Origin of the sequence: Streptomyces sp. Isolate_45, from assembly GCF_024721315.2 — a bacterium.
Taxonomy (GTDB): Bacteria; Actinomycetota; Actinomycetes; order Streptomycetales; family Streptomycetaceae; genus Streptomyces.
Map to the genome: position 1 here is coordinate 1 of NZ_JANFAK020000127.1, position 23,401 is coordinate 23,401.

Annotated in this window: 13 protein-coding genes and 1 pseudogene; 8 read left to right on the forward strand and 6 right to left on the reverse strand. The window is 74.3% G+C overall.

Going from position 1 to position 23,401, the window contains the following annotated elements; all coding sequences use genetic code 11:
* Window positions 1-101: 101 nt before the first annotated feature.
* The 3 genes from NOD94_RS30705 to NOD94_RS30715 all read right to left on the reverse strand — a co-directional run bounded on the left by NOD94_RS30705 (window position 102) and on the right by NOD94_RS30715 (window position 4,003).
* Window positions 102-665: a GNAT family N-acetyltransferase gene (locus NOD94_RS30705; RefSeq protein WP_281209429.1), complete on the reverse strand. Its 564-nt coding sequence runs from the start codon at window positions 663-665 to the stop codon at window positions 102-104.
* Window positions 666-670: 5 nt separating this feature from the next.
* A complete protein-coding gene (locus tag NOD94_RS30710) occupies window positions 671-1,963 on the reverse strand; it encodes a GAF domain-containing protein (RefSeq protein WP_281209440.1) in 1,293 nt (430 codons plus the stop codon).
* 396 nt (window positions 1,964-2,359) lie between these two features.
* Entirely contained in the window at window positions 2,360-4,003 is a 1,644-nt protein-coding gene (locus NOD94_RS30715; RefSeq protein WP_281209430.1) for an acyl-CoA dehydrogenase family protein, read from the reverse strand.
* Between the two features lie 17 nt (window positions 4,004-4,020).
* Between NOD94_RS30715 and NOD94_RS30720 the strand changes: the two genes are divergently transcribed.
* Window positions 4,021-5,136: a YihY/virulence factor BrkB family protein gene (locus tag NOD94_RS30720; protein ID WP_281209431.1), complete on the forward strand. Its 1,116-nt coding sequence runs from the start codon at window positions 4,021-4,023 to the stop codon at window positions 5,134-5,136.
* A 58-nt stretch (window positions 5,137-5,194) separates the two neighbouring features.
* Window positions 5,195-5,947 carry a helix-turn-helix transcriptional regulator gene (locus NOD94_RS30725; RefSeq protein WP_281209432.1) on the forward strand — a complete coding sequence of 251 codons (753 nt, stop codon included), beginning with the start codon at window positions 5,195-5,197 and terminating at the stop codon, window positions 5,945-5,947.
* Here NOD94_RS30725 and NOD94_RS30730 read toward each other — a convergent pair.
* Window positions 5,860-6,279, reverse strand: a complete 420-nt coding sequence (locus NOD94_RS30730) for a VOC family protein (RefSeq protein ID WP_281209433.1) — start codon at window positions 6,277-6,279, stop codon at window positions 5,860-5,862. The genes NOD94_RS30725 and NOD94_RS30730 overlap by 88 nt on opposite strands.
* A 195-nt stretch (window positions 6,280-6,474) precedes the next feature.
* On the opposite strand from NOD94_RS30730, the gene NOD94_RS30735 reads away from it, so the two are divergent.
* The 4 genes from NOD94_RS30735 to rsgA all read left to right on the forward strand — a co-directional run bounded on the left by NOD94_RS30735 (window position 6,475) and on the right by rsgA (window position 15,591).
* Complete coding sequence (locus tag NOD94_RS30735; protein WP_281209434.1) at window positions 6,475-7,071, forward strand: hypothetical protein; 597 nt, start codon at window positions 6,475-6,477, stop codon at window positions 7,069-7,071.
* Window positions 7,072-7,229: 158 nt separating this feature from the next.
* Entirely contained in the window at window positions 7,230-9,326 is a 2,097-nt protein-coding gene (locus NOD94_RS30740; protein ID WP_281209435.1) for a flotillin family protein, read from the forward strand.
* 52 nt (window positions 9,327-9,378) lie between these two features.
* Window positions 9,379-14,217, forward strand: a complete 4,839-nt coding sequence (locus NOD94_RS30745) for a DNA repair ATPase (protein WP_281209436.1) — start codon at window positions 9,379-9,381, stop codon at window positions 14,215-14,217.
* Window positions 14,218-14,484: 267 nt separating this feature from the next.
* The gene (rsgA, locus tag NOD94_RS30750) at window positions 14,485-15,591 is read left to right on the forward strand and encodes a ribosome small subunit-dependent GTPase A (protein WP_281209437.1); all 1,107 of its coding nucleotides are present in this window, start codon (window positions 14,485-14,487) and stop codon (window positions 15,589-15,591) included.
* Window positions 15,592-16,096: 505 nt separating this feature from the next.
* Here rsgA and NOD94_RS30755 read toward each other — a convergent pair.
* Entirely contained in the window at window positions 16,097-16,576 is a 480-nt protein-coding gene (locus tag NOD94_RS30755; protein ID WP_281209438.1) for a DUF456 domain-containing protein, read from the reverse strand.
* 24 nt (window positions 16,577-16,600) lie between these two features.
* Complete coding sequence (locus tag NOD94_RS30760) at window positions 16,601-17,578, reverse strand: helix-turn-helix domain-containing protein (RefSeq protein WP_281209441.1); 978 nt, start codon at window positions 17,576-17,578, stop codon at window positions 16,601-16,603.
* A gap of 199 nt (window positions 17,579-17,777) precedes the next feature.
* On the opposite strand from NOD94_RS30760, the gene NOD94_RS30765 reads away from it, so the two are divergent.
* Window positions 17,778-21,536: a S8 family serine peptidase gene (locus NOD94_RS30765; RefSeq protein ID WP_281209439.1), complete on the forward strand. Its 3,759-nt coding sequence runs from the start codon at window positions 17,778-17,780 to the stop codon at window positions 21,534-21,536.
* Between the two features lie 1,254 nt (window positions 21,537-22,790).
* Window positions 22,791-23,401: pseudogene (locus NOD94_RS30770) on the forward strand (hypothetical protein); the annotation flags it as partial.

The window sequence follows — 23,401 nt, forward strand, 5'->3', positions numbered from 1 at the left end:
GATACGCCCACCACCGAGATCTACACTTGCTGGAACACTCTTACCAAACACGACGCTCTTCCGATCTCCGGGCGGGTGCGTCCCGGCCGCCGACCCGGGGGTCACGCGCCGGGCCAGGGGCCGGGGGTGGGGCCGTCCTGCTTCTCCTCGGTCTCGGTGCGGAAGACCTTGAAGCCGCGCCGCTGGTAGTTGTCCATCGCGGTCGGGCCGTCCTGGCTGCAGGTGTGCACCCAGACGCGCCGCGTGGGCTCCCGGTCCGGCCAGCGGGACGCGAGGTCCCAGGCGCGGGCCGTCCCGACCGACAGCAGGTGCCCGCCGATGCGGCGGCCCCGGAAGTCGGGCAGCAGTCCGAAGTACATGATCTCCACCACACCGTCGGGCTGCGGATCCAGCTCGACGTACCCCGCCGGGGTGCCGCGGTCGTACGCGACCCACGTCTCCACACCGGGCCGCCCCAGCTGCTCCACCCACTGCGCACGGGTCAGCGACAGCCGGTCCGTCCAGTGGATGTCCCCGCCCACCGACGCGTACAGGAAGCGGCTGAACTCGGGCGAGGGGACCTCCGCCCGCTCGACGCGGACCTCGGGGCCGGGCACGGCCGCCGGGACCAGATCGCCGGGCGCGGTCATCTCTAGGGACCAGGTGGTCAGGGTGATGGTGCTCATGCCGTTCAGGGAACCACATCCGACGCCGGCCCCTCCGGGGCGCCCCAGCCGCCGGCGCCGCCCTGCCGGGCCCGGACCACCGCGGGGGCGGTGGAGTGGGGGAGCAGCCCCGCCGGGTCCCGGGGCCGGACCAGCTCCACCTCCACGTCCTCCGCGAAGCGGTACGGCCGGTGCGTGAGCACCCCCGCGAGGTGGCGGCGGACCCGGGAGAGCTCGGCCCGGACCGTCACCGTGCGCGTGGGGTCCCCGAAGAGTTCCGCGGCCAGCTCCGCCGCCGAGCGGCCGCGCGGGGTCTCCGCCAGCAGGAACAGCAGCTCCGCGTGGCGCGGGCTCAGCTCCTGGGACCAGCTGCCGGCGGCCCCGTACACGGTCGCCGACCAGGAGCGCGGCCGGCTGAGGTCCAGCACCACGCGGCTCACCGGGGCGGCGGCCGCGCGCGGCTCCGCGATCCGCAGCAGCCAGCCCCCGGGCAGCGGCTCGGCCACGCAATCGCCCAGTTGCGGCAGCCAGAGCCGACCCGGGCCGAGGGCCTTGGGCAGCGGGATGCGGTCGGCGGGCGCCAGGCCCGCCACCGCCGCCGTCCAGCCGTGCGGGTCCACGGCCAGGGCCCGGCCCGGCAGCCGGGCCAGCAGCGGGGCCGCGACCGCCCGCAGCCGCTCCAGGGACTCCAGGTGCCGGACCCGCAACTCGCGCTCGGCGAGGCGGGCCACCGAGCTGACCCACGCCAGGGTGGCGGGGTGCATCGTGGCCAGCGGCCCGCTCACGTCGACGACGCCCAGCAACTGTCCGTCGCGGGGATCGCGTACGGGGGCGCCCGCGCAGGTCCAGTCGTGGTGGCTGGACACGAAGTGCTCGGCGGAGAAGACCTGCACCGGGCGCCGGACCACCAGGGCGGTGCCCACGCCGTTGGTCCCGACGACCGCCTCGGTCCAGTCCGCGCCCACCGCGAACCCGAGCCGGTCCGCCTTGCGCAGGATCGAGGCGTGTCCCTCCCGCCACAGCAGCCGCCCGTCCGCGTCGGCGACGACCATGATGTGCAAGGCCTCGTCCAGCGCGGGCAGCAGCCCCTCGCGGAGCACCGGCAGGAGTTCCCGCAGCGGTGAGACCTGCCGCCGCTCCTCCGTCTCGGCGGCGGACAGCACGCGCGAGCGGGCGTCCCGGTCGGGGTGCACCCCGCCGGCCAGCATCCGGCGCCAGGACTCGGCGATCTCCGGGCGCGGGGCGGCGGGCGGGCGTTCCCCGGCCAGCGCGGCGGCCCGTACCCCCTTCAGCAGGCGCGTGGCGTCACGCGCGTCCATGGCCGAGATGCGTGCCACGTCGACCGTGCCGCCTGCGGTGTTGGCCACCGGAACCTCCCCGTGCTGAACAGGACGTACTGCGGGAGCCGCCCGCCGTCGAGCACGTGCCCTTCCCCTGGCGCGTGCGGCGGGCGCCTTCCGATCCGAGGGTTGCAACGGTATGCAACTCTCGCCAACCCCCGGTCACCCGACCGAAACTATCGGCACGCCGCCGAGCGGCGTGACAGCTCCTTCCTCGGGGCTTCTCGGATCAGGGGTGGTGCCGAGTCGGCGCGGCGCCACCCCCGGTCCCACCTCCACGGGCCCGGATCCCGGTGCTGCGCGGTTTGGGGACCGCTCCCAGCCCGTGGTCCGCGCCTGTGCCGGCGCCTTCCGGTGCGGTGGCCGGTGCCCCCGTCAGACCTCGATCCGCGCCCGCTCCACCACGGACGCCAGGTCCAGGCTGTGCGGCAGCGTCCCGAAGGCCGCGCCCCAGTCCCCGCCGAGCCGCGACGCGCAGAAGGCGTCCGCCACCTCCGGCGGAGCCCACCTGACCAGCAGGGACCCCTGCAACACCAGGGCCATCCGCTCCACGACCCGCCGGGCCCGGGCCTCGATGCCGTCGAGGTCGGCCAGCTCGGTGAGCAGGTCCTTGATGGCCGCGTCCAGCCGGTGGTCGGCGCCCCGGGCCAGTCCGACCTCCTGGAGGAACGCGTTCAGGGCCAGCGGCTCGCGCTGCAGGGCCCGCAGCACGTCCAGCGCCTGCACGTTGCCGGAGCCCTCCCAGATCGAGTTGAGGGGGGACTCGCGCAGCAGTCTCGGCAGACCGGACTCCTCGACGTAGCCGTTGCCGCCCAGACACTCCAGGGCCTCGGCGACCATCGGCGTACACCGCTTGGTCACCCAGTACTTCGCGGCGGGCACCGCGAGGCGCAGGAAGGCCTTCTCCTGCTCGGTACCGGCGTCGTACGCCGCCGCCAGGCGCAGGGTCAGCACGGTCGCCGCCTCGGACTCCAGCGCGAGGTCGGCGAGCACGTTGCGCATCAGCGGCTGGTCGATGAGCGGCGATCCGAAAGCGGAGCGGTGCTCCGCGTGGTGGACGGCCTGGGTCAGCGCCTGCCGCATGAGCGACGCCGAGCCGATCACGCAGTCCAGCCGGGTCGCCGCGACCATCTCGATGATGGTGCGCACCCCCCGGCCCTCCTCGCCCACCCGCCGCGCCCAGGTCCCGTCGAACTCGACCTCGCTCGACGCGTTCGACCGGTTACCCAGCTTGTCCTTCAGCCGCTGGATCGCGAACACGTTGCGGGTGTCGTCCGGCAGCACCCGGGGCACCAGGAAGCAGGTCAGCCCGCCCGGCGCCTGCGCCAGGACCAGGAACCCGTCGGACATGGGCGCCGAGCAGAACCACTTGTGACCCGTCAGCAGGTACTCCCCGGAGGCGTCGAGCGGCACCGCCACCGTCGTGTTCGCCCGTACGTCGCTGCCGCCCTGCTTCTCCGTCATGCCCATCCCGAAGAGCACGCCGCCCTTGAGCGCCGCCGGGCGCAGGCCCTGCTCGTACACGTGCGAGGTCAGCCGCGGCTCCCACTCGGCGGCCAGCTCCGGATCCGTGCGCAGCGCCGGCACCGCGGCGTGCGTCATCGAGACCGGGCACCCGTGCCCCGCCTCGGCCTGCGACCACACGAAGAAGCCGGCCGCGCGGCGCAGGTGCCCCGCGGGCCGGCCCCAGGCGTCGGTGAGCCCCGAGGTCACCGCGTGGCCGAGCAGTCGGTGCCAGGCGGGGTGGAACTCCACCTCGTCGATCCGGTTCCCGTAGCGGTCGTGCGTCCGCAACTTCGGCGGACATTCGTTCGCCTGCGTCCCCCAGTCCTGCGCCTGGGCCGAGCCCGCGGCACGCCCGAGCGTCGTGAGCTCCTCCCTTACCTCGTCGAGGAGTTCGGGGGCCGCGTCGGCGAGGTGCCGTTCCACGCCCTCCGTGAGGGCCCGGTCGCCGAGGTAGACCTCGTGGCCCACCAGGGGCGGGGCCTGGTTGCTGACTGTGTGGGTGGTGGCTGCCATGCGGATACCGTAAGGACGTGCAGCCAGCAAAAGAAACACCCGAGCGGATCCCAGGACGGCTCCACCGGGCCCGCGCCCTCTATCGCAACGTCTCGAAGCGGAAGATGGCCTGGCTGCTGCTGAAGGACACCGTCAACTCGTGCATCGAGTACCGGATCCTCGGACTGGCCGCCGAAGCGGCCTTCTTCACGCTCCTGTCGCTGCCGCCGCTCTTCCTCGGCCTGCTCGGTCTGCTCGGTTACGTCGACGGCTGGACCGACACCCAGTCCGTGCAGAGCATCGAGGAGAACATCCTGCGCGCGGTCGGCACGATCCTGTCCGACCGGGGCGTCAACGACGTCGCGAAACCCATGCTCGACGACGTCACCAGCCGCGGCCGGCCCGACCTGATCTCGCTCGGTTTCGCCTTCGCCCTGTGGTCGGGATCCCGCGCCGTCAACGTCTTCATCGACACGATCACCGTCATGTACGGCCTCGACGGGCACCGCGGCATCGTCAAGACCCGGCTGCTCGCCTTCCTCCTCTACATCATCGCCCTGCTGATCGGCGCGATCGTGCTGCCGCTGATGGTCGTCGGCCCCGACGCCGTCGTCCGACTGCTGCCGTGGAGCACGGAGGTCATCGCGGTGCTGTACTGGCCGACGGTCACCCTCCTCTCCATCGCCTTCCTGACCACCCTGTACCACGTCTCCGTTCCGGTCCGGTCGCCGTGGATCGAGGACGTGCCGGGCGCGCTCGTCGCCCTCGCCATGTGGGTGCTGGGTTCGTTCCTGCTGCGGATCTACCTGACCAACACGGTGGAGGGGCCCACGATCTACGGGTCGCTGGCCGCGCCCGTGGCGATCCTGCTGTGGATCGGCATCTCGGCCTTCGCCGTGCTCGTCGGCGCGGCCGTCAACGCCGCGATCGACCGCGTCTGGCCCTCGGTGGCCACCGCCGCGGCCCGTGAGGCGAACGAGCGGGTCCGCGAGGCGGAGGCCGCCCAGCTGGTCGCCCGGGCCGCCGCCTGGCGGGCCCTGGCCGAGGGGGAGTCCGAGGACGACGAGGACGGCGCAATGCCCTCGGAGTTCCCCGAACGCTGGTCGAAGTTCCTGCCGCCGGAGGACTACACCTCCCGGCTCCGCAAGCACTGAGCACTCCGCGCCCTCCGGGCGACGACGGGAGTTCGACGACAGGCCCTAGCCTGGCGGTGTGTACGAGGAAGCGCCGTCCGCAGCCGTGCCCGGGGCCGTCGTGTGGCGGTCCCGCGGGGCCGGCTCGGTGGTCCTGCCCGACGGCTGCATGGACCTGCTGTGGGTCGGCGGCCGCCTGCTGGTAGCCGGGCCCGACACCGGGCCGCACCCAGCCGGGGAGGTACCCGGCGACGCCTTCGTCGGGCTGCGGCTGCCCCCCGGCACGGCGCCCGCGCTGCTCGGCGTACCCGCCCACGAACTGCGCGACCGACGGGTCGAGCTGGCCGGGCTGTGGCCCGGCGCCGAGGTGCGCCGCCTCACCGAACGGATCGGCGCGTACGAGGACCCCCGTACGGGCCTCGAAGCGCTGGCCCGGGTCCGGGCCGCTGCCGCCGGCCCCCCCGACCCCCTCGCGGCCGAGGTGACGGCCCGCCTCCGGGCCGGGGAGTCGGTCGCCGGGATCGCCGGGGCGGTCGGCCTCGGGGAACGGCAACTGCGCCGACGCTCCCTCGACGCCTTCGGGTACGGCCCCCGCACCCTCGGCCGGGTGCTGCGCCTCCAACGGGCCCTGGCCCTCGTCCGGCGCGGACTGCCCCAGGCGCAGGTGGCCCACCTGGCCGGATACGCCGACCAGGCGCACCTCGCCCGGGAGGTCCGCGCGCTGACCGGAACGACCCCGAGGGCCTACGCGGCCGGGTCGGAGGGGTCGGAGGGGGTCGAGGGGGCGAACAGCGAGATCCCGGAGCCGTCCGGGTCGAGCACCACCGCGTAGCGCTGCCCCCAGAACGCGTCCCAGGGCTTCATGTGCCCCTCGTGGCCCGCGCCGGTCAGGTCGGCGTACACCGCGTCCACCTCGGCGGGGGAATCGCACAGGAAGGCCAGCTCCACCCGGTTGCCGCCGACCGGGCGGGACCAGGAGGGGTCGATGCCGCGAATGGATTCCTCCGTGTCCCAGGCGATCCGCGGACCTCCGGGGAGGGCGACCTCGACGTGCGGCTGCCCCTCGGAGCCGGCCGGCACGTCCAGACCGAGACGACGGTAGAAGGCGAGGGAGGCGGCCATGTCGGAGACGACGATGCCGATCATGTCGAGTCGTGGAGTCATGGCAGCAGGCTAGGCGGCCGGGCCGGCCGCCGTCTTGAAGGAAACGGACATCGCACCTCCGCCCCCACCCGGCATCAAGAAGGCGTAAAGACTGCCGGGATCCGGCAATGCGGTCGACCGGTCGGCGCGGACACAATCGGGTCTGTCAACGGGGGTCGGCACCCACGGGTGCCGGGACACGGAAGGGGGAAGGCGATGGCGGAGTTCCTGTCCGTGGTGGTCGCCTTCCCCACCGTGTTCTTCACCTTCGCCCTCGGCGTGATCATCGCGTACTGGCTGATGGTCCTCCTCGGAGCCGCCGAGCACGACACCCTCGACTCCGACGCGGGCTCCTCGGCCCTGGGCACCCTCGGCGTGCCGTTCTCCGTCTCGGCCTCGGTCTTCGTCACCACCGCCTGGTTCGTCAGCCTCGCCGGCACCGTGCTCCTCGACCGGGCCGGCTTCGGCGGCGGCACCGCGCTCCTCGTCCTGGCGGCCGCGCTGCTCCTGGCCCGGGCCCTGACCAAGGCCTGCGTACGGCCGCTGCGCGGGGTCTTCGAACCCGACGTGCCGCCACCGTCCCGCCAGGACTTCCTCGGCCGACTCTGCGTGGTGCGCACCGGCCGTGTCGACGGCTCGTTCGGACAGGCCGAGGTGGCCGCCGACGACGGCTCGACCGCCGTCGTGCAGGTCCGCCAGACCGGCGCCGACCCGCTGTCCCACGGCAGCACCGGCCTGCTCTACGCGTACGACGAACCCGGCGAGTTCTTCTGGGTCGCCCCGTACGACAGCGCGCTCGATCCGCGCGCCTGAGGCCTGCCGGACCCGTCGCCCGTCCGACCTGTGGAACCCGCTGCCCGTTCGCCCCGTTCGCCCCGTCGCCCCACCGGCCCGTGGCCCGTGCGGTCCGTCGCGCCCGTCCGCCCGGTCCGTCGCCCGCCCGGCCACCGCTCCCCACCCGAAGGATTCCCATGGATGCCATCACCCTGGGCGTCGGCGTGCTCGTCGGCGTCGTCCTCCTCCTCGTGTTCGTCGCGCTGATCGTCATCAGCAGGCTCTTCCGGAAGGTGGAGCAGGGCAAGGCGCTGATCGTCTCGCGGATGCGGAAGGTCGACGTGACCTTCACCGGGCAGGTCGTCCTGCCCGTCCTCCACAAGGCCGAGGTCATGGACATCTCGGTGAAGACCATCGAGATCTCCCGCACCGGCCGCGACGGCCTGATCTGCCAGGACAACATCCGGGCGGACATCCGGATCTCCTTCTTCGTCCGCGTCAACAAGACCGCCGAGGACGTCATCAAGGTCGCCCAGGCCATCGGCACCGCACGGGCCAGCGACAAGGCGACCCTCCAGGAACTGTTCAACGCCAAGTTCTCCGAAGCCCTCAAGACCGTCGGCAAGCAGCTCGACTTCACCGACCTCTACACCAAGCGCGACGAGTTCCGGGACCGGATCATCGCCGTCATCGGCACCGACCTCAACGGCTACAGCCTGGAGGACGCGGCCATCGACCACCTGGAGCAGACACCGCTCACCCAGCTCGACGCCTCCAACATCCTCGACGCCCAGGGCATCCGGAAGATCACCGAACTGACCGCCATCGAGCACGTGCGCACCAACGAGTTCCAGCGCACGGAGGAGAAGGAGATCACCCGGCAGAACGTCGACGCCCGCGAGGCCATCCTGGAGCTCGAACGCCGCCAGGCCGACGCCGAGATCAAGCAGCGCCGGGAGATCGAGACCGTACGGGCCCGTGAGGAGGCGGAGACCGCCAAGGTCGTCGAGGAGGAGCGGCTGCGCGCGCAGGGTGCCTTCCTGCGCACCGAGGAGCAGCTCGGCATCCAGCGCGAGAACCAGGCGCGCGAGGTCGCCGTCGCCGCGAAGAACCGCGAACGGGTCATCGCCGTCGAGAGCGAGCGGATCGAGAAGGACCGCCAGTTGGAGGTCATCGCCCGGGAACGGGAGACCGGACTGAGCCGGATCGCCGCCGACAAGGAGGTCGAGACGGAGAAGCGGGACATCGCCGAGGTCGTGCGCGAGCGCATCGCCGTGGACCGTACGGTCGCCGAGCAGGAGGAGTCCATCAAGCGGCTCCGCACGGTCGAGGAGGCCGAACGGACCCGGCAGGCCGTCGTCATCGCCGCCGAGGCCGAGGCCCAGGAACGCCTCGTCAAGGACATCAAGGCGGCGGAGGCGGCCGAGGCCGCGGCGGTGCACCGGGCCGCCGAGCAACTGACGCTGGCCGAGGCGCGCGTCAAGGCGGCCGAACTCGACGCCCGGGCCGCGCTGCGGCACGCCGAAGGGGCGCAGGCCGAGGCGGCCGCGGCCGGGCTGGCCGCCGTACAGGTCCGCGAGAAGGAGGCCGACGCGATCGAGAAGTCGGGGCTCGCGGAGGCGAACGCCACCGAGGCCCGGCTGCGGGCGCAGGCCGCGGGCACCCGGGCACAGGCCCTGGCCGACGCGGAGGCCATCGGCGAGAAGCTGAAGGCGGAGGCCGCCGGCCTGACCGAGAAGGCCGCCGCGCTGGCCGCGCTGGACGCCGCCTCCCGGGAGCACGAGGAGTACCGGCTGCGGCTGGCGGCCGACAAGGAGGTCCGCCTCGCCGGGCTGGAGGTGCAGCGGCAGGTCGCCGAGGCGCAGGCCGTGGTCGTCGCGGCCGGCCTGGAGAAGGCGGACATCAGCATCGTCGGCGGGGAGTCCGTCTTCTTCGACCGGCTCGTCTCCTCGATCTCGCTGGGCAAGGGCATCGACGGGTTCGTCGAACACTCCCGGACCGCGCAGGCCCTGGCGAAGCCGTGGTTGGACGGCTCGGCCGGCTTCACCGACGACCTGACGCGGGTGCTGGGCGGCGTGTCGACCGCGGACGTACGGAACCTGACCGTGTCGGCCCTACTGACGAAGCTCATGAAGGGCGCGGGCACCTCGGCCGCCCCCCTCGGTGAACTCCTCGTCCAGGCCCGGCGGATGGGGCTGGCCGACCTGCCGCTGGCGGCCGTGGCCGGCGGCGCGGTGAACGGGGCGCACCCGGTGCACGGGGCCGGTGCGTCCGTGCCGCCGAGCGGCGCGTAGGGCGTCCCCTCCGCGCCCCGCCCGACATCCGATACGACGTTCAGGAGTGCAGGTGGCCACCGACATCGAGGCCGGGACCTACGAGGTCCTGCGGGACCGGCTCGCCGGACAGGCCGCGGAGCTGGCGCGGCGCGCCTCGGCGCTCAACGAGCTGCGCGTCGAGGCCTTCGGGTCCACCGGCCTGTCCCTCACCGGCACGGCCCCGGCCCGCACGGACGGCCCCTGCGTGGCCCGGGACCTCGCCGCCGTGGGGGAGTGGCTGCTGCTCGGCCACGAGGTGCCCGTGGGCCACGCCGGGGAGGTCCGGCCCGGCGAGGTCTTCACGCTGTACGACCGGGACCTGGAGCCGGCCCCGCCGGGCTCGGTGCCCGGCCTGCTCGACGACCCCGCCTTCGTCCGCGAGTTCGGCGCGCTGTTCCGCTACTACCGCCAGGCCCGGTTGCTGCGGCTGCGCCACGTCGACGGCAAGCTCCTCGCCGTCTTCCGCACCGGCGAAACGGAAGCCGACATCCGCGTCCTGCGCTGGCGGATCGCCGGGGGGAGCGCCGAGTTCCTCGACGCGCAGGGCGAACGGGACCACCTGCGGCCCCACGCGCCGGACGACGTGCGGTGGACGCGGGCCACCCGCGAGGACCAGGTCCCGGGCCGTCACCCGCACCTGGCGGTGGCCGGCGAACTGTACGTGTCCACCGTCGGCGGCAGCCTCACCGTCAAGACGGAGAACGACACGGAGACCGCCGACGGCATCCACTCCGAGCCCGTCACCGACCCCCTCCAGGCCCTCGCCGACGCCGAGGTCGCGCACGCCCGCGTCGGGCCGCTCATCCTGCTGCGGGTCCGCCCGTACAAGGAGGAGCAGGACCGGCACCTGGTCTTCAACACCCTCACCCGCGACGTCGTACGCCTCGACGGCATCGGCGGCGGCTGCCGTCGGCTGCCCGGCGACCAGGGCATCGTCTTCCCCGGCGGCTACTGCCTCGCCGGGGGAGCCCACAAGACCTTCGACATCGACACCCGGGGCCTCGGTCACGAACGGACCGTGCGCTCCCCGAACGGCGAGGACGTCCTCCACGTCTTCTCCGGCACGGGGCGCACCCTGCTGCTGCCCTACAACCTGATCCGCAAGGAGGCGGCCACCCCGATCACCTGTCACGGCCACGCCCTCTTCGACGACGGCACGCTGACCGTGCTGCGCGGCGCGGACGGTGCCACCCGCGTCCACCCGCTCCAGGTGTGGCGGTCCCCCTACCGGACCGACGCCCACGCCGCCGCCGAGGCCTCGGCGGGCGACGGCGGCCCGCTCGCCCGGATCGGCAACGCCGACCTCGTCCGCGGCATCGCCGACTGCCTCGAACTGGCCGCCTCCGTACGGGACGTGACCGAGCCGACCACCGAACTCCACACCGCCCTCAGCGCCGCCTGCGGACGTGCGGGCGACCGCTACCACTGGCTCGGCGACCCCGAGGTCGGCGACCTGCTGACCCCGCTGACCGCCCTGCGCGACACGGCCGAACAGGTCCTCGCCGAGTTCGAGACCGTACGGGAACTCACCCTGCGGGCCGCCCGGGCCCTGGAGGAGGCCGCGGCATCGGCCGCCGGCCTGATCCGCCGGGCCCGGGGCGAGGCCCCGCGCGGCGCCGGGGCCTGGGTGGACCAGCTCACCGCGCTGCGCCGGGCCCGGGGGAGGCTGCTCGCCCTGGCCGAGCTGCGCCACGCCGACACGGCCGCCATCGCGGCGGCGGCCGACTCGGTGGCCGCCGAGCTCGACGCGGCCGGCCGGCGCGCCGTCGGCTTCCTCGGCCGCGAGGACGCCTTCGCCGACTACGGCACGGAGATCGCCGCCCTGGTCGCCGAAGCCGCCCGGATCACCACCGCCGCCGGGGCCGCCCCGCTCGCCGAGCGGCTCGCGGCCCGGGCCGAGGGGCTGCGTACCGTCACCGAGGTCGTCACGGGCCTGGACATCGCCGACGCGACCGTCCGCACCGGCGTCCTGGAACGGGTCGCGGACGTCCTCGGCGCCTCCAACCGGGCCCGGGCCGTCCTCGACTCCCGGCGCCGGGAACTCGTCGAGGCCGAGGGCCGCTCCGCCTTCGCCGCCGAGTTCACCCTGCTCGGGCAGGCCGTCACGGCGGGCCTGGCGGCCGCCGCGACCCCGCAGGGCTGCGAGGAGGAACTGGCCGGGCTGCTGCTGCGGGTCGAGGACCTGGAGGCCCGCTTCGGCGAGTCCGAGGAGTTCCTCGCCAGGCTGGAGACCCACCGCACCGAGGTGTACGAAGCCTTCACCGGCCGCAAGCAGACCCTCCAGGACGCCCGAGCCCGGCACGCGGAGCGGCTCGCGGCCTCCGCCGGCCGGATCCTGGACACCGTCGCCCGGCGCCTCGCCGCCCTGCCCGACGACGACGCCGTCCACACCTTCCTCGTCTCCGACCCGATGGTCGCCAAGGTCCGACGGACCGTGGAGGAACTGCGGGGCCTCGGCGACCGGGTACGGGCCGAGGAACTCGACGGACGGCTCGCCGCCGCCCGCGAGGAGGCCGGGCGGGCCCTGCGCGACCGCCGCGACCTCTACACCGACGGCGGGGCCGTCGTCCGCCTCGGCCGGCACGCCTTCGCCGTCAACGCCCGGCCGCCCGAGCTCGGGCTCGTCCCGCAGGGCGACGGGCTCGCCTTCGCCCTGTCCGGCACCGACCTGCGCTCCCCGGTCACCGACCCGGCGTTCGCCGCCACCCGGCCCTACTGGAACCAGTCGCTGCCCTCGGAGAACACCGATGTCTACCGGGCCGAGTACCTGGCGGTGCGGCTCCTGGCCGAGCACGGCCCGGACCCGCGGCCGGAGGCCGAACTGCGGGCCCTCGTACGATCCGCGGCGGAGGCCGCCTACGACGAGGGGTACGAGCGCGGCGTCCACGACCACGACGCCGCCCTCCTGCTCGCCGCACTGCGCCGGCTGCACGCGAGCGCCGGCCTGCTGCGCTACCCGGCGCCGGCCCGGGCCGCCGCCCAGCTGTTCTGGGCGTACGGGACGGGCGAGGCGGCCCGTACGGCTTGGACCCGGCGCGCCCGGTCGATGGCGAGGGCCCGCCGGGCCTTCGGGAACGCGCCGGCGATCGGCGAGTTCCTGGCCGAACTGGCTTCGGGGATCGAGGTGTTCGGCGGAGACGGGGTGTCCGCCGAGTACCTCTTCGAGGAGCTGGCCGGTGACCCGGAGGGCTTCGTCGTCGACCCGGGCGTACGGGCCCTCCTGGACAAGTTCACCGCATGGGAAGGGAGTTCCGGCTGCCGGGAGGACCTGGCGGCACTCGGTGAGGACCTGCCCGCCCGGCGCCGGCTGGCCGAGACCTGGCTGGCCGGCTTCGCGGCGGCGCGGGGCGAACCGCTCGGCGAGGGGGAACTCGCCGAGGCGGTCGCCGTGGAACTGTGCGGGGCGCTGCCCCACCGGGACCCGGACGCCGACGGCGCGACCACCGCCACGGTGACCGGCCTCCTCGGCGCGCACCCCCGCACCGAGGGCGGCAGCCTCCACCTCGACCTACCCGAACTGCTCACCCGCGTCGGCGCGTTCGCGGCGACCGTGGCGCCGGGCCACCGGGCCTACCGCAGGCGCGCCGCCGAGCTGGTCGCCGCCGAACACGCCCGGCTGCGGCTGGACGAGTACCGGCCCCGGCCCCTGCCGGGCTTCGTGCGGGGCCGGCTCGTCGACGAGGTGTACCTGCCGCTGATCGGCGACAACCTGGCCCGCCAGCTCGGCACGACCGGCGCCGAACGGCGCACGGACAGCAGCGGACTGCTGCTGCTCGTCTCCCCGCCGGGCTACGGCAAGACCACGCTGATGGAATACGCCGCCGACCGGCTCGGCCTGATGCTGGTCAAGGTCAGCGGGCCCGCCCTCGGCCGGAACGTGACCTCCCTGGACCCGGCGCAGGCCCCGGACGCCACCTCCCGACAGGAGGTCGAAAAGATCAACTTCGCGCTGGCGGCGGGCAGCAACGTCCTCCTGCACCTCGACGACATCCAGCACACCTCCCCGGAACTGCTGCAGAAGTTCATCTCCCTCTGCGACGCCACCCGCCGGATCGAGGGCGTCCGGGACGGCGTCGCCCGCACCTACGACCTGCGGGGCAAGCGCTTCGCCGTCTCCATGGCCGCGAACCCGTACACCGAGACCGGTGCGCGCTTCCGCATCCCGGACATGCTCGCCAGCCGCGCCGACGTCCGGAACCTCGGTGACGTGCTGACCGGCAAGGAGGAGGCCTTCGCGCACAGCTTCGTCGAGAACGCCCTCACCTCCCACCCCCTCCTCGCCCCCCTCGCCGGCCGCGCCGGCGCCGACCTCGACGTGCTGGTCCGGCTCGCCGCGGGCGACACCGGCGCCCGCCCCGACCGGCTGCTCCACCCGTACGCCCCCGCCGAACGCGAACGGATCGTCGCGGTGCTGCGCCACCTGCTGACCGCCCGGGACACAGTGATCACCGTCAACCGGGCCTACGTCGACTCGGCCACCCGGGCCGACGCCACCCGGACCGAGCCGCCCTTCCGGCTACAGGGCTCGTACCGCGACATGAACAAGATCGCGGCGCGGATCGACCCCGTCATGAACGCCGCCGAACTCGAAGCCCTCGTCGACGACCACTACCGGGCCGAGGCGCAGACGCTCACCGGCGCCGCGGAGGGAAACCTCCTCAAACTCGCCGAACTGAGAGGGGTGTTGACGGCGGAGCAGGCTGAGCGCTGGAACGAGGTGAAGGCCGCGTACGTACGCTCCCTGACGCCCGGCGGACCGGGCGCCGAGCAGTTGGCGGCGCGCGCGGTCGGCGCCCTCGGCCTCCTCGCCGAGCGGCTGGCCGCCTTGGAGACGGCGATCCGGGGGCGCGGCCGAGGGCTCGGGGGCTGAGGGCCTGGGAGCGGGGAAGCGGTTCGCGGAAAAAGAGGTGGCGGGGCCGGAGGAACGCTTGTTACCGTGAACCCGTTCCCGCCGACCGGTGCGGAACCGCGGCGCGTGCACGATCCGGAGGTGAGTTCATTGATGACTGTCATGGCGCAGGGCCCTGCCCGCACTCAGAAGACCATCAATGTCACCTCCGTGGTCTCCGGCTGACCCCACACCACTTCGCGCGCCGACGAGCGCACGCTGCCGGGACCACCCTGTGAAGGGTTCCCCTTGACTTCCTCTTCTTTCCCGCAGGCCTCCCTCGCGCACGCCCTCACCCCCTTCGGGTGGGACGACGCCTGGGCCGCCGCCTTCGCCCCGTACGTCGCCCAGGGACTCGTCCCCGGCCGCGTCGTCCGGGTCGACCGCGGCCAGTGCGACATCGTCACCGCGGACGGCACCGTCCGCGCCGACACCGCCTTCGTCACCCCCCACGACCCGCTCCGGGTCATCTGCACCGGCGACTGGGCCGCCGTCGAGGCGGCCGGGAACCCGCGCTACGTGAAGGCGTACCTGCCGCGTCGGACCGCGTTCGTACGCTCCACCTCCTCGCAGCGCTCCGAGGGCCAGATCCTCGCCGCCAACGTCGACCACGCGATCATCGCGGTGTCGCTCGCCGTCGAACTCGACCTGGGCCGCATCGAGCGGTTCCTCGCGCTGGCGTGGGAGTCCGGGGCGCAGCCGTTGGTCGTCCTGACCAAGGCCGACCTGGTCCCGGACCCGGTGACCCTGGGCCACCTGGTCGAGGACGTGGAAACCGCCGCGCCGGGCGTCCAGGTGCTCACCGTCTCCTCCCACACCGGGGACGGCACGGACGTGCTCGGCGCGATCGTCGCCGACGGCACGAGCGTGCTGCTGGGCGTCTCCGGCGCGGGCAAGTCCACGCTGGCGAACGCGCTGCTCGGCACGGAGGTCATGGAGGTCCAGGCCACCCGTGACATCGACGGCAAGGGCCGGCACACCACCACCACCCGCAACCTCCTCGCCCTGCCGGGCGGGGGCGTCCTCATCGACACCCCGGGACTGCGCGGTGTCGGGCTCTTCGACGCGGAGGCGGGGGTGGGGCAGGTGTTCTCGGAGATCGAGGACTACGCCGCCGAATGCCGCTTCCACGACTGCGCGCACGAGGCGGAGCCCGGGTGCGGGGTGCTGGCCGCGTTGGAATCGGGGGCGCTGGCGGAGCGGCGGCTGGAGAGCTACCGCAAGCTGCTGCGCGAGAACCAGCGCATCGTGGCGAAGACGGACGCCCGTCTCCGCTCGGAGATCCGCCGCGACTGGCGGCTGAAGTCGGCCGAAGGCCGTGCCAACTACGCGGCGAAGAGGAACGGGCGCGCCTGACCCTCCCCTGGCCGGGGTTTCACGTGTGGGCCCCGGCCCTGGGGGTGGGGCGGGGTGGGGTCGGTGCGGGTGCGGGTGCGGGTGCCGGTGCCGGTGCCGGGCTGCGGGTTCGGCTGCGGGTGGGTCGGGGCCGGTGCCGGGGTGGGGTGTCGTCCGGGACGGGCATGATTTATGGCGCCCTGTCCGGGGCTGCGTTGGCCGGGCGGTACCGCGCGCCAACAAATCACGTTTTAGTCCCGGACGACACCCCACCCCGTCACCGTCCCCGACCCACGGCACGCCGACCTGTTCCGGCCCCCCGCCTCGTATCCAGCCTCGCCGCACATTCATCGCCGGCGTTTGAGGCGTGGGGTTCGGGTCGGTGGCCCGTGCTGCTCAGCCCACCGACCCCCGACCGGACGCACCCAGCCCGGCGACGGTGCCCCGCCCGTCCAGCCTCGCCGGTTTGAGGGGCGGAGCCCCGGGGGTTTGGCTCCGGTGGGCGGGCCCGCCCGGTGGCGCGGGGTTATGTGAGGGCGGTGGTCAGCCAGGCGGCCGTGACCAGGAGGCAGGCGAGGAGTTCCATCAGGACGCTCGCCCCCGCACCCCGCATCACGGTCCGGACCGCCGCCCACGCCGCCCCGTGCGTCCCCAGCCGGCGGCGTTCGCACAGGTAGATGCCGCCCATGAAACCCGGCACCGCCCCCACCACCGGGAAGAGGACGAAGCCCAGGACCGCGCCGCCGCCCGCGTACGCCGCCATCCGGGGCGTGACGCCCAGCCCCTGGATCCGCCTCGGCGGGAGCAGCGACTTCACGCCCTGCACCAGCAGGAGCAGGGCCGTCGAGGAGGCCAGCAGCACCCACGAGGCCCCCGACCGCACGTGCAGCGCCCACCACAGGACGCCCGCCCAGACCAGCCAGGTCCCCGGGACGCCCGGGACCATCACCCCCACCACCCCGAGCAGGAGCACCAGTCCCACCAGGACCAGCTGCGGCAGCTCCATCTGCTCAGGGTGACCGACCCGGGGCTATCGGGCCACCCAGCCCCGTTCGTGGGCGTGCCAGCCGAGCTGGAGCCTGGTCGTGACGCCCGCCAGCTCCATGAGGCCCTTCACCCTCCGCTGCACGGTCCGCAGCCCCAGTTCCAGGTGTTTGGCGACGCTCGCGTCCGTCATGCCGGCCAGGAGGAGGGAGAGGATCTCCAGGTCGGTGGTGTCGGGGCCGCCGTCCCCCTCCTCCGCGAACCCCGTCGACCCCAGCCGCAGCGGCAGCGACTCCCGCCACACCGCCTCGAACAGGCCGAGCAGCGATTCCAGCAACCCCGACGCGTGGACGACGAGGGCGGCCGGCTCCGCTCCCCGGGCGGTCAGCGGGACCATCGCCAGCGTCCGGTCGGCGATCACGAGTTTCGTCGGGACCTCGCCAGTCACCCGGATCCGCTCGCCGCGCGCCAGGGCCGTCGACGCCTCCCGGATCCCCGTCGGCAACGTCAGCACCTGCCGCTCGATCACCACCCGGTACTCCACGCCACGGACGGAGGCCCGTTCCTCGGCCTCGTTCTCCGTCCCCGTCACCACCTGCGGGCGGCCGCTGACGAGCGCGCACACCTCCTCCGTCGCCCCCAGTTGGAGCTGGTGGAAGCGGTGCGCCACCGCGCTGGCCCCCGTCACGACCTCCACCAGGTCGTGGACGGCCATCTCGCCCGCCTCGGCCCGGTACTCCTCCGCGAGGAGCACCGCCGCCAGCTCCGCCTGCTCCAGCTCGTGCCGCTGCTGGGTCAGGAGCGCGCCCAGCGCCACCCCGGGCGGCGCGGCCACCCACCGTCCCGGCCGCGCCGAGGACTGGGCCGCGAGCCCCTGGCGCTCCAGGTGCCGCAGCGCCCGCTCCGTCTGCGGCACCGGCAGCGTCAGCCGGTGCGCGAGGTCGGGCACCTCCGCCGCCCCCAGTGCCACCAACGCGCGGTACGCCGACTCCTGTCCCTCGTCCAGACCTATCGCACCCAGCAACCCGTCCACCCCACTCTCAGTGCCGTTCCTGGCGGGAAGCGGCCACGGCGCAAACCCGCCGCCGACATCATCGCCGCACCTCCCGCCTCTCTGCCAAGGTGTCGCCACCGCAGCACCACCATCCACCGGCCAGAAGCCACGTGTACGTCAGCTATGCCGTGCAAGAGAGCAGTTGGCCGGAATTCACCTGGGGAGAGCGATGCGCCCGATATCGCGAACGGCAGTCGGGGCGGCCACAGCGGCCGTCCTCGCCGTCACCGCAGTCGGCCCGTCCGCGGCACAGCCGAGCGACGGACAGCCGGGACCGAGACCACTCGTCGGGAGCGGGGCGGCGGGCGCGAGGCCCGCGGCGCCCGTCACCGTCACCCTCGTCACCGGAGACCGCGTCCTGGTCTCCACTGACGCCACCGGCCGCACCGCCGCCACCGTGATGCCCCGGGACGACGGCAGCCTGCCGGTCGTCCAGACCCGGCAGAACGGCAAGGACGTCTACGTCTATCCCGAGAGCGCGGTCAAGGCGCTCTCCGCCGGCCGGGTCGACGAGGAACTCTTCAACGTCACCGGCCTGATCCGGCAGGGCTACGACGACGCCCACAGCAAGAAGCTGCCGCTGATCGCCGTGTACGACGGTTCCGTCAGCGTCGCGCGCAACACCCCGCCCGCGCCCCGCGGCGCCGACCGGTCGCTGGTCCTCGGCTCCATCGGGGCCGTCGCCCTCGCCGCCGACAAGCAGCGGGCCGCCGACTTCTGGGCCGACGTCTCCGCCGCCGGAGCCTCGCGCGCCGCGGGCGGACTGAAGAAGCTGTGGCTCGACGGCAAGGTCCGGGCGAACCTCGAACGCTCCACCCGGCAGGTGAACGCCACCGCCGCCTGGGCCGCCGGACTCGACGGCGCCGGCACCAAGGTCGCCGTCCTCGACACGGGAACCGACCTCGACCACCCCGACCTCAAGGGCCGCGTCGCCGCGTCGAAGAACTTCACCGACTCCGACACCGACGCCGACCGGCAGGGCCACGGCACCCACACCATCTCCACCGTCGGCGGATCCGGAGCCGAGAGCGGCGGCGCCAAGAAGGGCGTCGCCCCCGGCACCGAACTGCTCAGCGGCAAGGTACTCAACGACGAGGGCTACGGCCTCGATTCGTGGATCATCGCCGGGATGGAATGGGCCGCCGCGAGCAAGGCCGACGTGGTGTCCATGAGCCTCGGAGACCCCTCACAGACCGCCTGCGACGACCCGCTCGCCGCCGCGGCCGAGCAACTCTCCCAGCAGGGGCCCCTGTTCGTCATCGCCGCTGGCAATTCCGGACCCGGCAACAACACCGTCTCCTCGCCCGGTTGCGCCCCCAGCGTGCTCACCGTGGGCGCCGTCGACCGCGACGACACCACCGCCAACTTCTCCAGCCGCGGACCCGCGGGCCTCGCCCACACCCTCAAGCCCGAGATCGCCGCCCCCGGCGTCGGGATCTCCGCCGCCGCGGCGGGCGGCCGGGGCGTGTACGCGTACCAGTCGATGTCCGGCACCTCGATGGCCACCCCGCACGTCGCCGGAGCCGCAGCCATCCTCAAGCAACGCCACCCCGGCTGGAACGCGCGGCAGCTCAAGGCCGCCCTCGTCGGCTCCGCGAACACCGCGGTCCCCGGGGACGTACGGGAAACCGGAGGCGGCCGGCTCGACGTGAAGGCCGCCCTCGACGCCACCGTCACCGGCGCCCCCGCCGTACAGGGCGGAACGTACAACTGGCCGCAGGACCGCAGCGACCGCACCAGCGTCGAGGTCCCGTACACCAACACCGGCAGCCGGCCCGTCACCTTGAACCTCGGCGTCGAGAAGGTGACCGGCAACGACGGCTCCGCCGTCCGCTCCCGGGTCGCCCGCCTCGACCGGAGCACGGTCACCGTCCCCGCCGGCGCCACCGTCAAGGTGCCGCTCCACCTCGACCCGGCCGCCGGGCTGGAGCGCTCCCAGTACGGGGACGTCACCGGCCGCGTCGTCGCCACGGCCGGCGGCGTACGCGTCTCCACCCCCTTCTCCCTGTACGTCGAGCCCGAGACCGTCACGCTGCGGGTCAAGCTGATCGACCGTGCGGGCCGGCCCGCCGGCGGACCCTCCTCGCTGGACGTCATCGGCACCGACGACGCCTCCGGTGAGCGCCGCTTCAACGAGGGCTCCGTCGACCAGGTCTACCGCGTACGCCCCGGGGCCTACTTCCTCTCCGCCTTCGTCGGTACCCCCGACGCCGGCGAGGGCGCCGAACTGATCGATTCGCTCACCTACTTGGGCCGCCCCCAGACCGAGGTGAAGAAGGACACGACCATCGTCCTCGACGCCCGGAAGGCCGGCCGCCTGACCATCGACGCCGACAAGCCGATCGAGGCCCGCGGCACCACCCTCGGCTTCGCCCGCAGCTGGGACGACACCTGGCTGCACGCCGGAACCGCCATGGGCGGCCGAACCATCCGCGGCTACTACGCCTCCGTCGAAGGCCGCGCAAAGGACGGGGAGTTCGAGTTCGCCGGCTACTGGCGGGCCGCCGCCCCGCTGATCTCCGAGCTGAAGGTCGTCGGCGGCCCGACGCTCCACCCGATCACCGCCTCCACGGGCAGCGACAACCTCGACGGAACCGGCCGCGCCCGCCTGGTCGACGCGGGCACCGGCACCCCCGAGGAACTCGCCAAGGCCGGTGTCGAGGACGCGATCGCCCTGGTGAAGGCCACGGACGGCGCCCTCCACGACGTCGCGCAGGCCGCCAAGGACGCGGGAGCCAAGGCCGTCCTCGCCCACCGCGACGGCCCCGGTCGCTGGGTCGCCTTCACCGGCTACGCGGGCGGCGCCCTCCCGACCCTCACCGTCGAGTCCGCCGAGGGCCGGACACTGCTCGCCCGGCTCGCGGCCGGCCCCGTCGCACTGGAATGGAAGGGCACCGCGAAGAGCCCCTACCTCTACAACCTCGCCTTCCCCGAGAGCGGCGAGATCAGGTCGGACCACACCTACCGGGTCCGCGACCGCGACCTCGGTCGGGTCGACTCCACCTACAACTCCATGGGCGTCGCCGCCGACTTCATCGACCTGTCCGGGGCCTACCGGCCGATCGGCAGCGCCGTGTACTTCGGCGGGTTCGAGACGGTCGCCGCGCCGGGGACGCGCACCGAGTTCTACACCGCCGGGGACACGGCCTGGGACCAACTGCTCTCCAGCAGCTTCCCCTGGGGCGAGTTCATGACCGGGGAACAGCGAACGTACGTCAAGGGACGTACGACCAAGGCGACTTGGTACGACGGGGTGATCGGGCCCGTCGCACCCCGCGACCCGGCCGGCAGGGAAACGCTCGCCGCGGAACGGCAGGGCAACCTGATCGGCTTCGCCCCCGCCATGTGGGGGGACACCGCGCACCACGCGCAGCCCGGTTCCTTCGGTGACATCGGCGGCCTCCAACTCGTGCGCGACGGGAAGGTCATCGGGGACAGCCCCTACCCGTTCGGGGTGTTCGAGGTCCCTGCCGAGGCCGGCCGTTACGAACTCACCCAGTTCACCGAGAAGATCGGCCCGCCCGCCCGCACCTGGCAGCGCTCCACGGCGGTACGCACGACCTGGGGCTTCGCCTCGAAGCTCGACCCGTCGGCGCATTCGCAGGGCCTGCCCGTCCTCTTCCCGAGGTACACGGCGCCGCTCGACGGCATGAAGACGGTCGCCGCGGCGGACGGCCAGAGCATCGGACTGGGCGTCACCGGACACGCGGGCTACGCGCCGGGAGCACTGAAGTCGGCGAAGTTGTCGTACTCCTACGACGGTGAGACCTGGACGGCGGCGAAGACCGCCGAACGGGGCGGCCGGTGGACGGCCGTCGTCGACCACGCGGGAGCCTCCGGCAAGGCGGTGTCGTTGAAGGTCGAACTGGCCGACGCGAACGGCGCCACGGTCACCCAGACGGTCACCCGGGCGTACGAAGTCCGCTAGTCCGTACGGGTGGAGGGGAGAGGGTCCACCGGGCGGCGGCCCGGTGGACCCTTTTCGCGCATTCGGGGTTTTCCGCCGCCCGGGTGGGCCGACAATGAGGGCATGAGTCAGCAGGGCGCGGAGGACTGGTGGCAGAAGCTCTACGACGATCCGGAAGCGGGACCCGGGCCTGATCCGGGGGACACCCTGGACCACCGGTTCCGCTCGGCGGCCGGCGTGGTGACCGACGCGCCCCCGACCCCCCTGATCCCACCCCAACCCGGCCCACCGCCACCCCAGGCCCCGGACCCGGCAACGAACCCACCACCGGGCGCCTCTGCGGGCCGGGGGCCGGAGCCGTCCGCGGGCGGGGCGTCGGGTGGGGGGTCGGAGCCGTCCTCCGGTACGTCGCCGGGCCAGGGGCCGGCGTCCCCAGCGGGTGCCTCGCCGGGCCGGGGCCCGGAGTTCCCCTCGGGCCCCTTGTCGGGCCGGGGGCCGGAGGCGTCCCCGGGCTCGGCATCGGCTCAGGGCGGGCAGTCGTCCTCGGGCTCGTCATCGGGGAACGAGCCACCGGCGGCCCCGGGCTCCGTGCCGGCACACGACGCGCCGGAGGCCCGGAGCCCCCGGGCGCACGGCACGTCGTCGGCGCAGGGCCCGGCGGCGGCGGTCCTCGGCCCGCCTCCGGTTCCGCCGCAGCCGGCGATGCCGCCGGCGTCGTCCGCGCAGGCTCCCGCGCCGCCCGTGGCGCCGCCGGTCCGGCCGGAGCAGCCCCCATCGCGGCCGGTCCCGCCGGCGCGGGAACTGTCGCCGGAGGTGCCGCTGCCGCGGATCCCGTCCGCGCCGCCCCCGACGTCACCGACTTCGGCGACCCGGCCTCCGCTCGCGCAGGGTCCGGGGCCGCGGCCTCCATCGGTGCCGGGCGCCTTGGATCAGGTCCCGCTGCCGTGGGAACGGTCGCAGGAGGGGCCGTCCGCGCCGGTTTCCGGGCCGCCGCCCCCGCCGCCGCAGCAGGCTCCGGCCACGCAGCCGCCCGGGCGGGACGCCGGGGCGCGGATTCCGGTGGCGCCCCCGTCGCAGCAGGGGCCGTCGGCGCCGATCCCGTTGTCGGGGGCGTCGTCGGGGCAGGTTCCGCCGCCGGAGGTGCCGTCGGGTCGGAGTCCGTCGGCGCAGGCACCGGAGGGCCCGGCTCCGGCCGCTTCGGGTTCGCCGCCGTCGGAGTCGCTGCTGCCGGGCCCCCGGCGGGGTTCCTCCGGGCCACCGCCGCCACCGCCACGCGTGCCGCGTGACCCCCGCCTGACGGGGGAGACGGCCTACGCGCAGGGGGACGTAACGGTGCCGCCGGAGCCGACCGAGCCACCCGGACCGTTCGAGTCGCCCCGCCTGTCCGTACCGCCCGCCGACCCGGCCTCCGGCAACCCGGTCGCCGGCCCGGGAGCAACGCCCGAAGCCGGTTCCGGGCCCGGACCCGCGCCCGCGTACGGCGCCTCCGCCGAGCTGCCGCCCTGGCTCTGGGGCGCGCCGCCGGCCCGTACGGTCGGCCCCGGGTTCGGGCAGGTCCCGCCGCCCCGACCGGCCGGCCAGGACTCCCCGCCGACCCCGACCGCCGGTCCCGGCGGGTCCGACGTCGGGCAGGACCCACCCGCCCGATCCGGCGTGCCGGCGTCCCGGCAGGGTGCGCCCGACGGTGCGCCCGACGGTCCGGGCAGGCCGGAGTACCCGCCGGCTCCCCCCGCTTCGGCCGGCCCGACCCTCCCACCGGGTCCCTCCGCTCCCGCCGGCCCGTCGCGCCCGCAGGTCCCGCCCGTACGGAACGCGGGGGCCGGTCAGCCGCAGGCGCTGCCCGCACGGCCCGTCGGGCCCGGCGTCCCGCAGGAGACCGCCGCCGG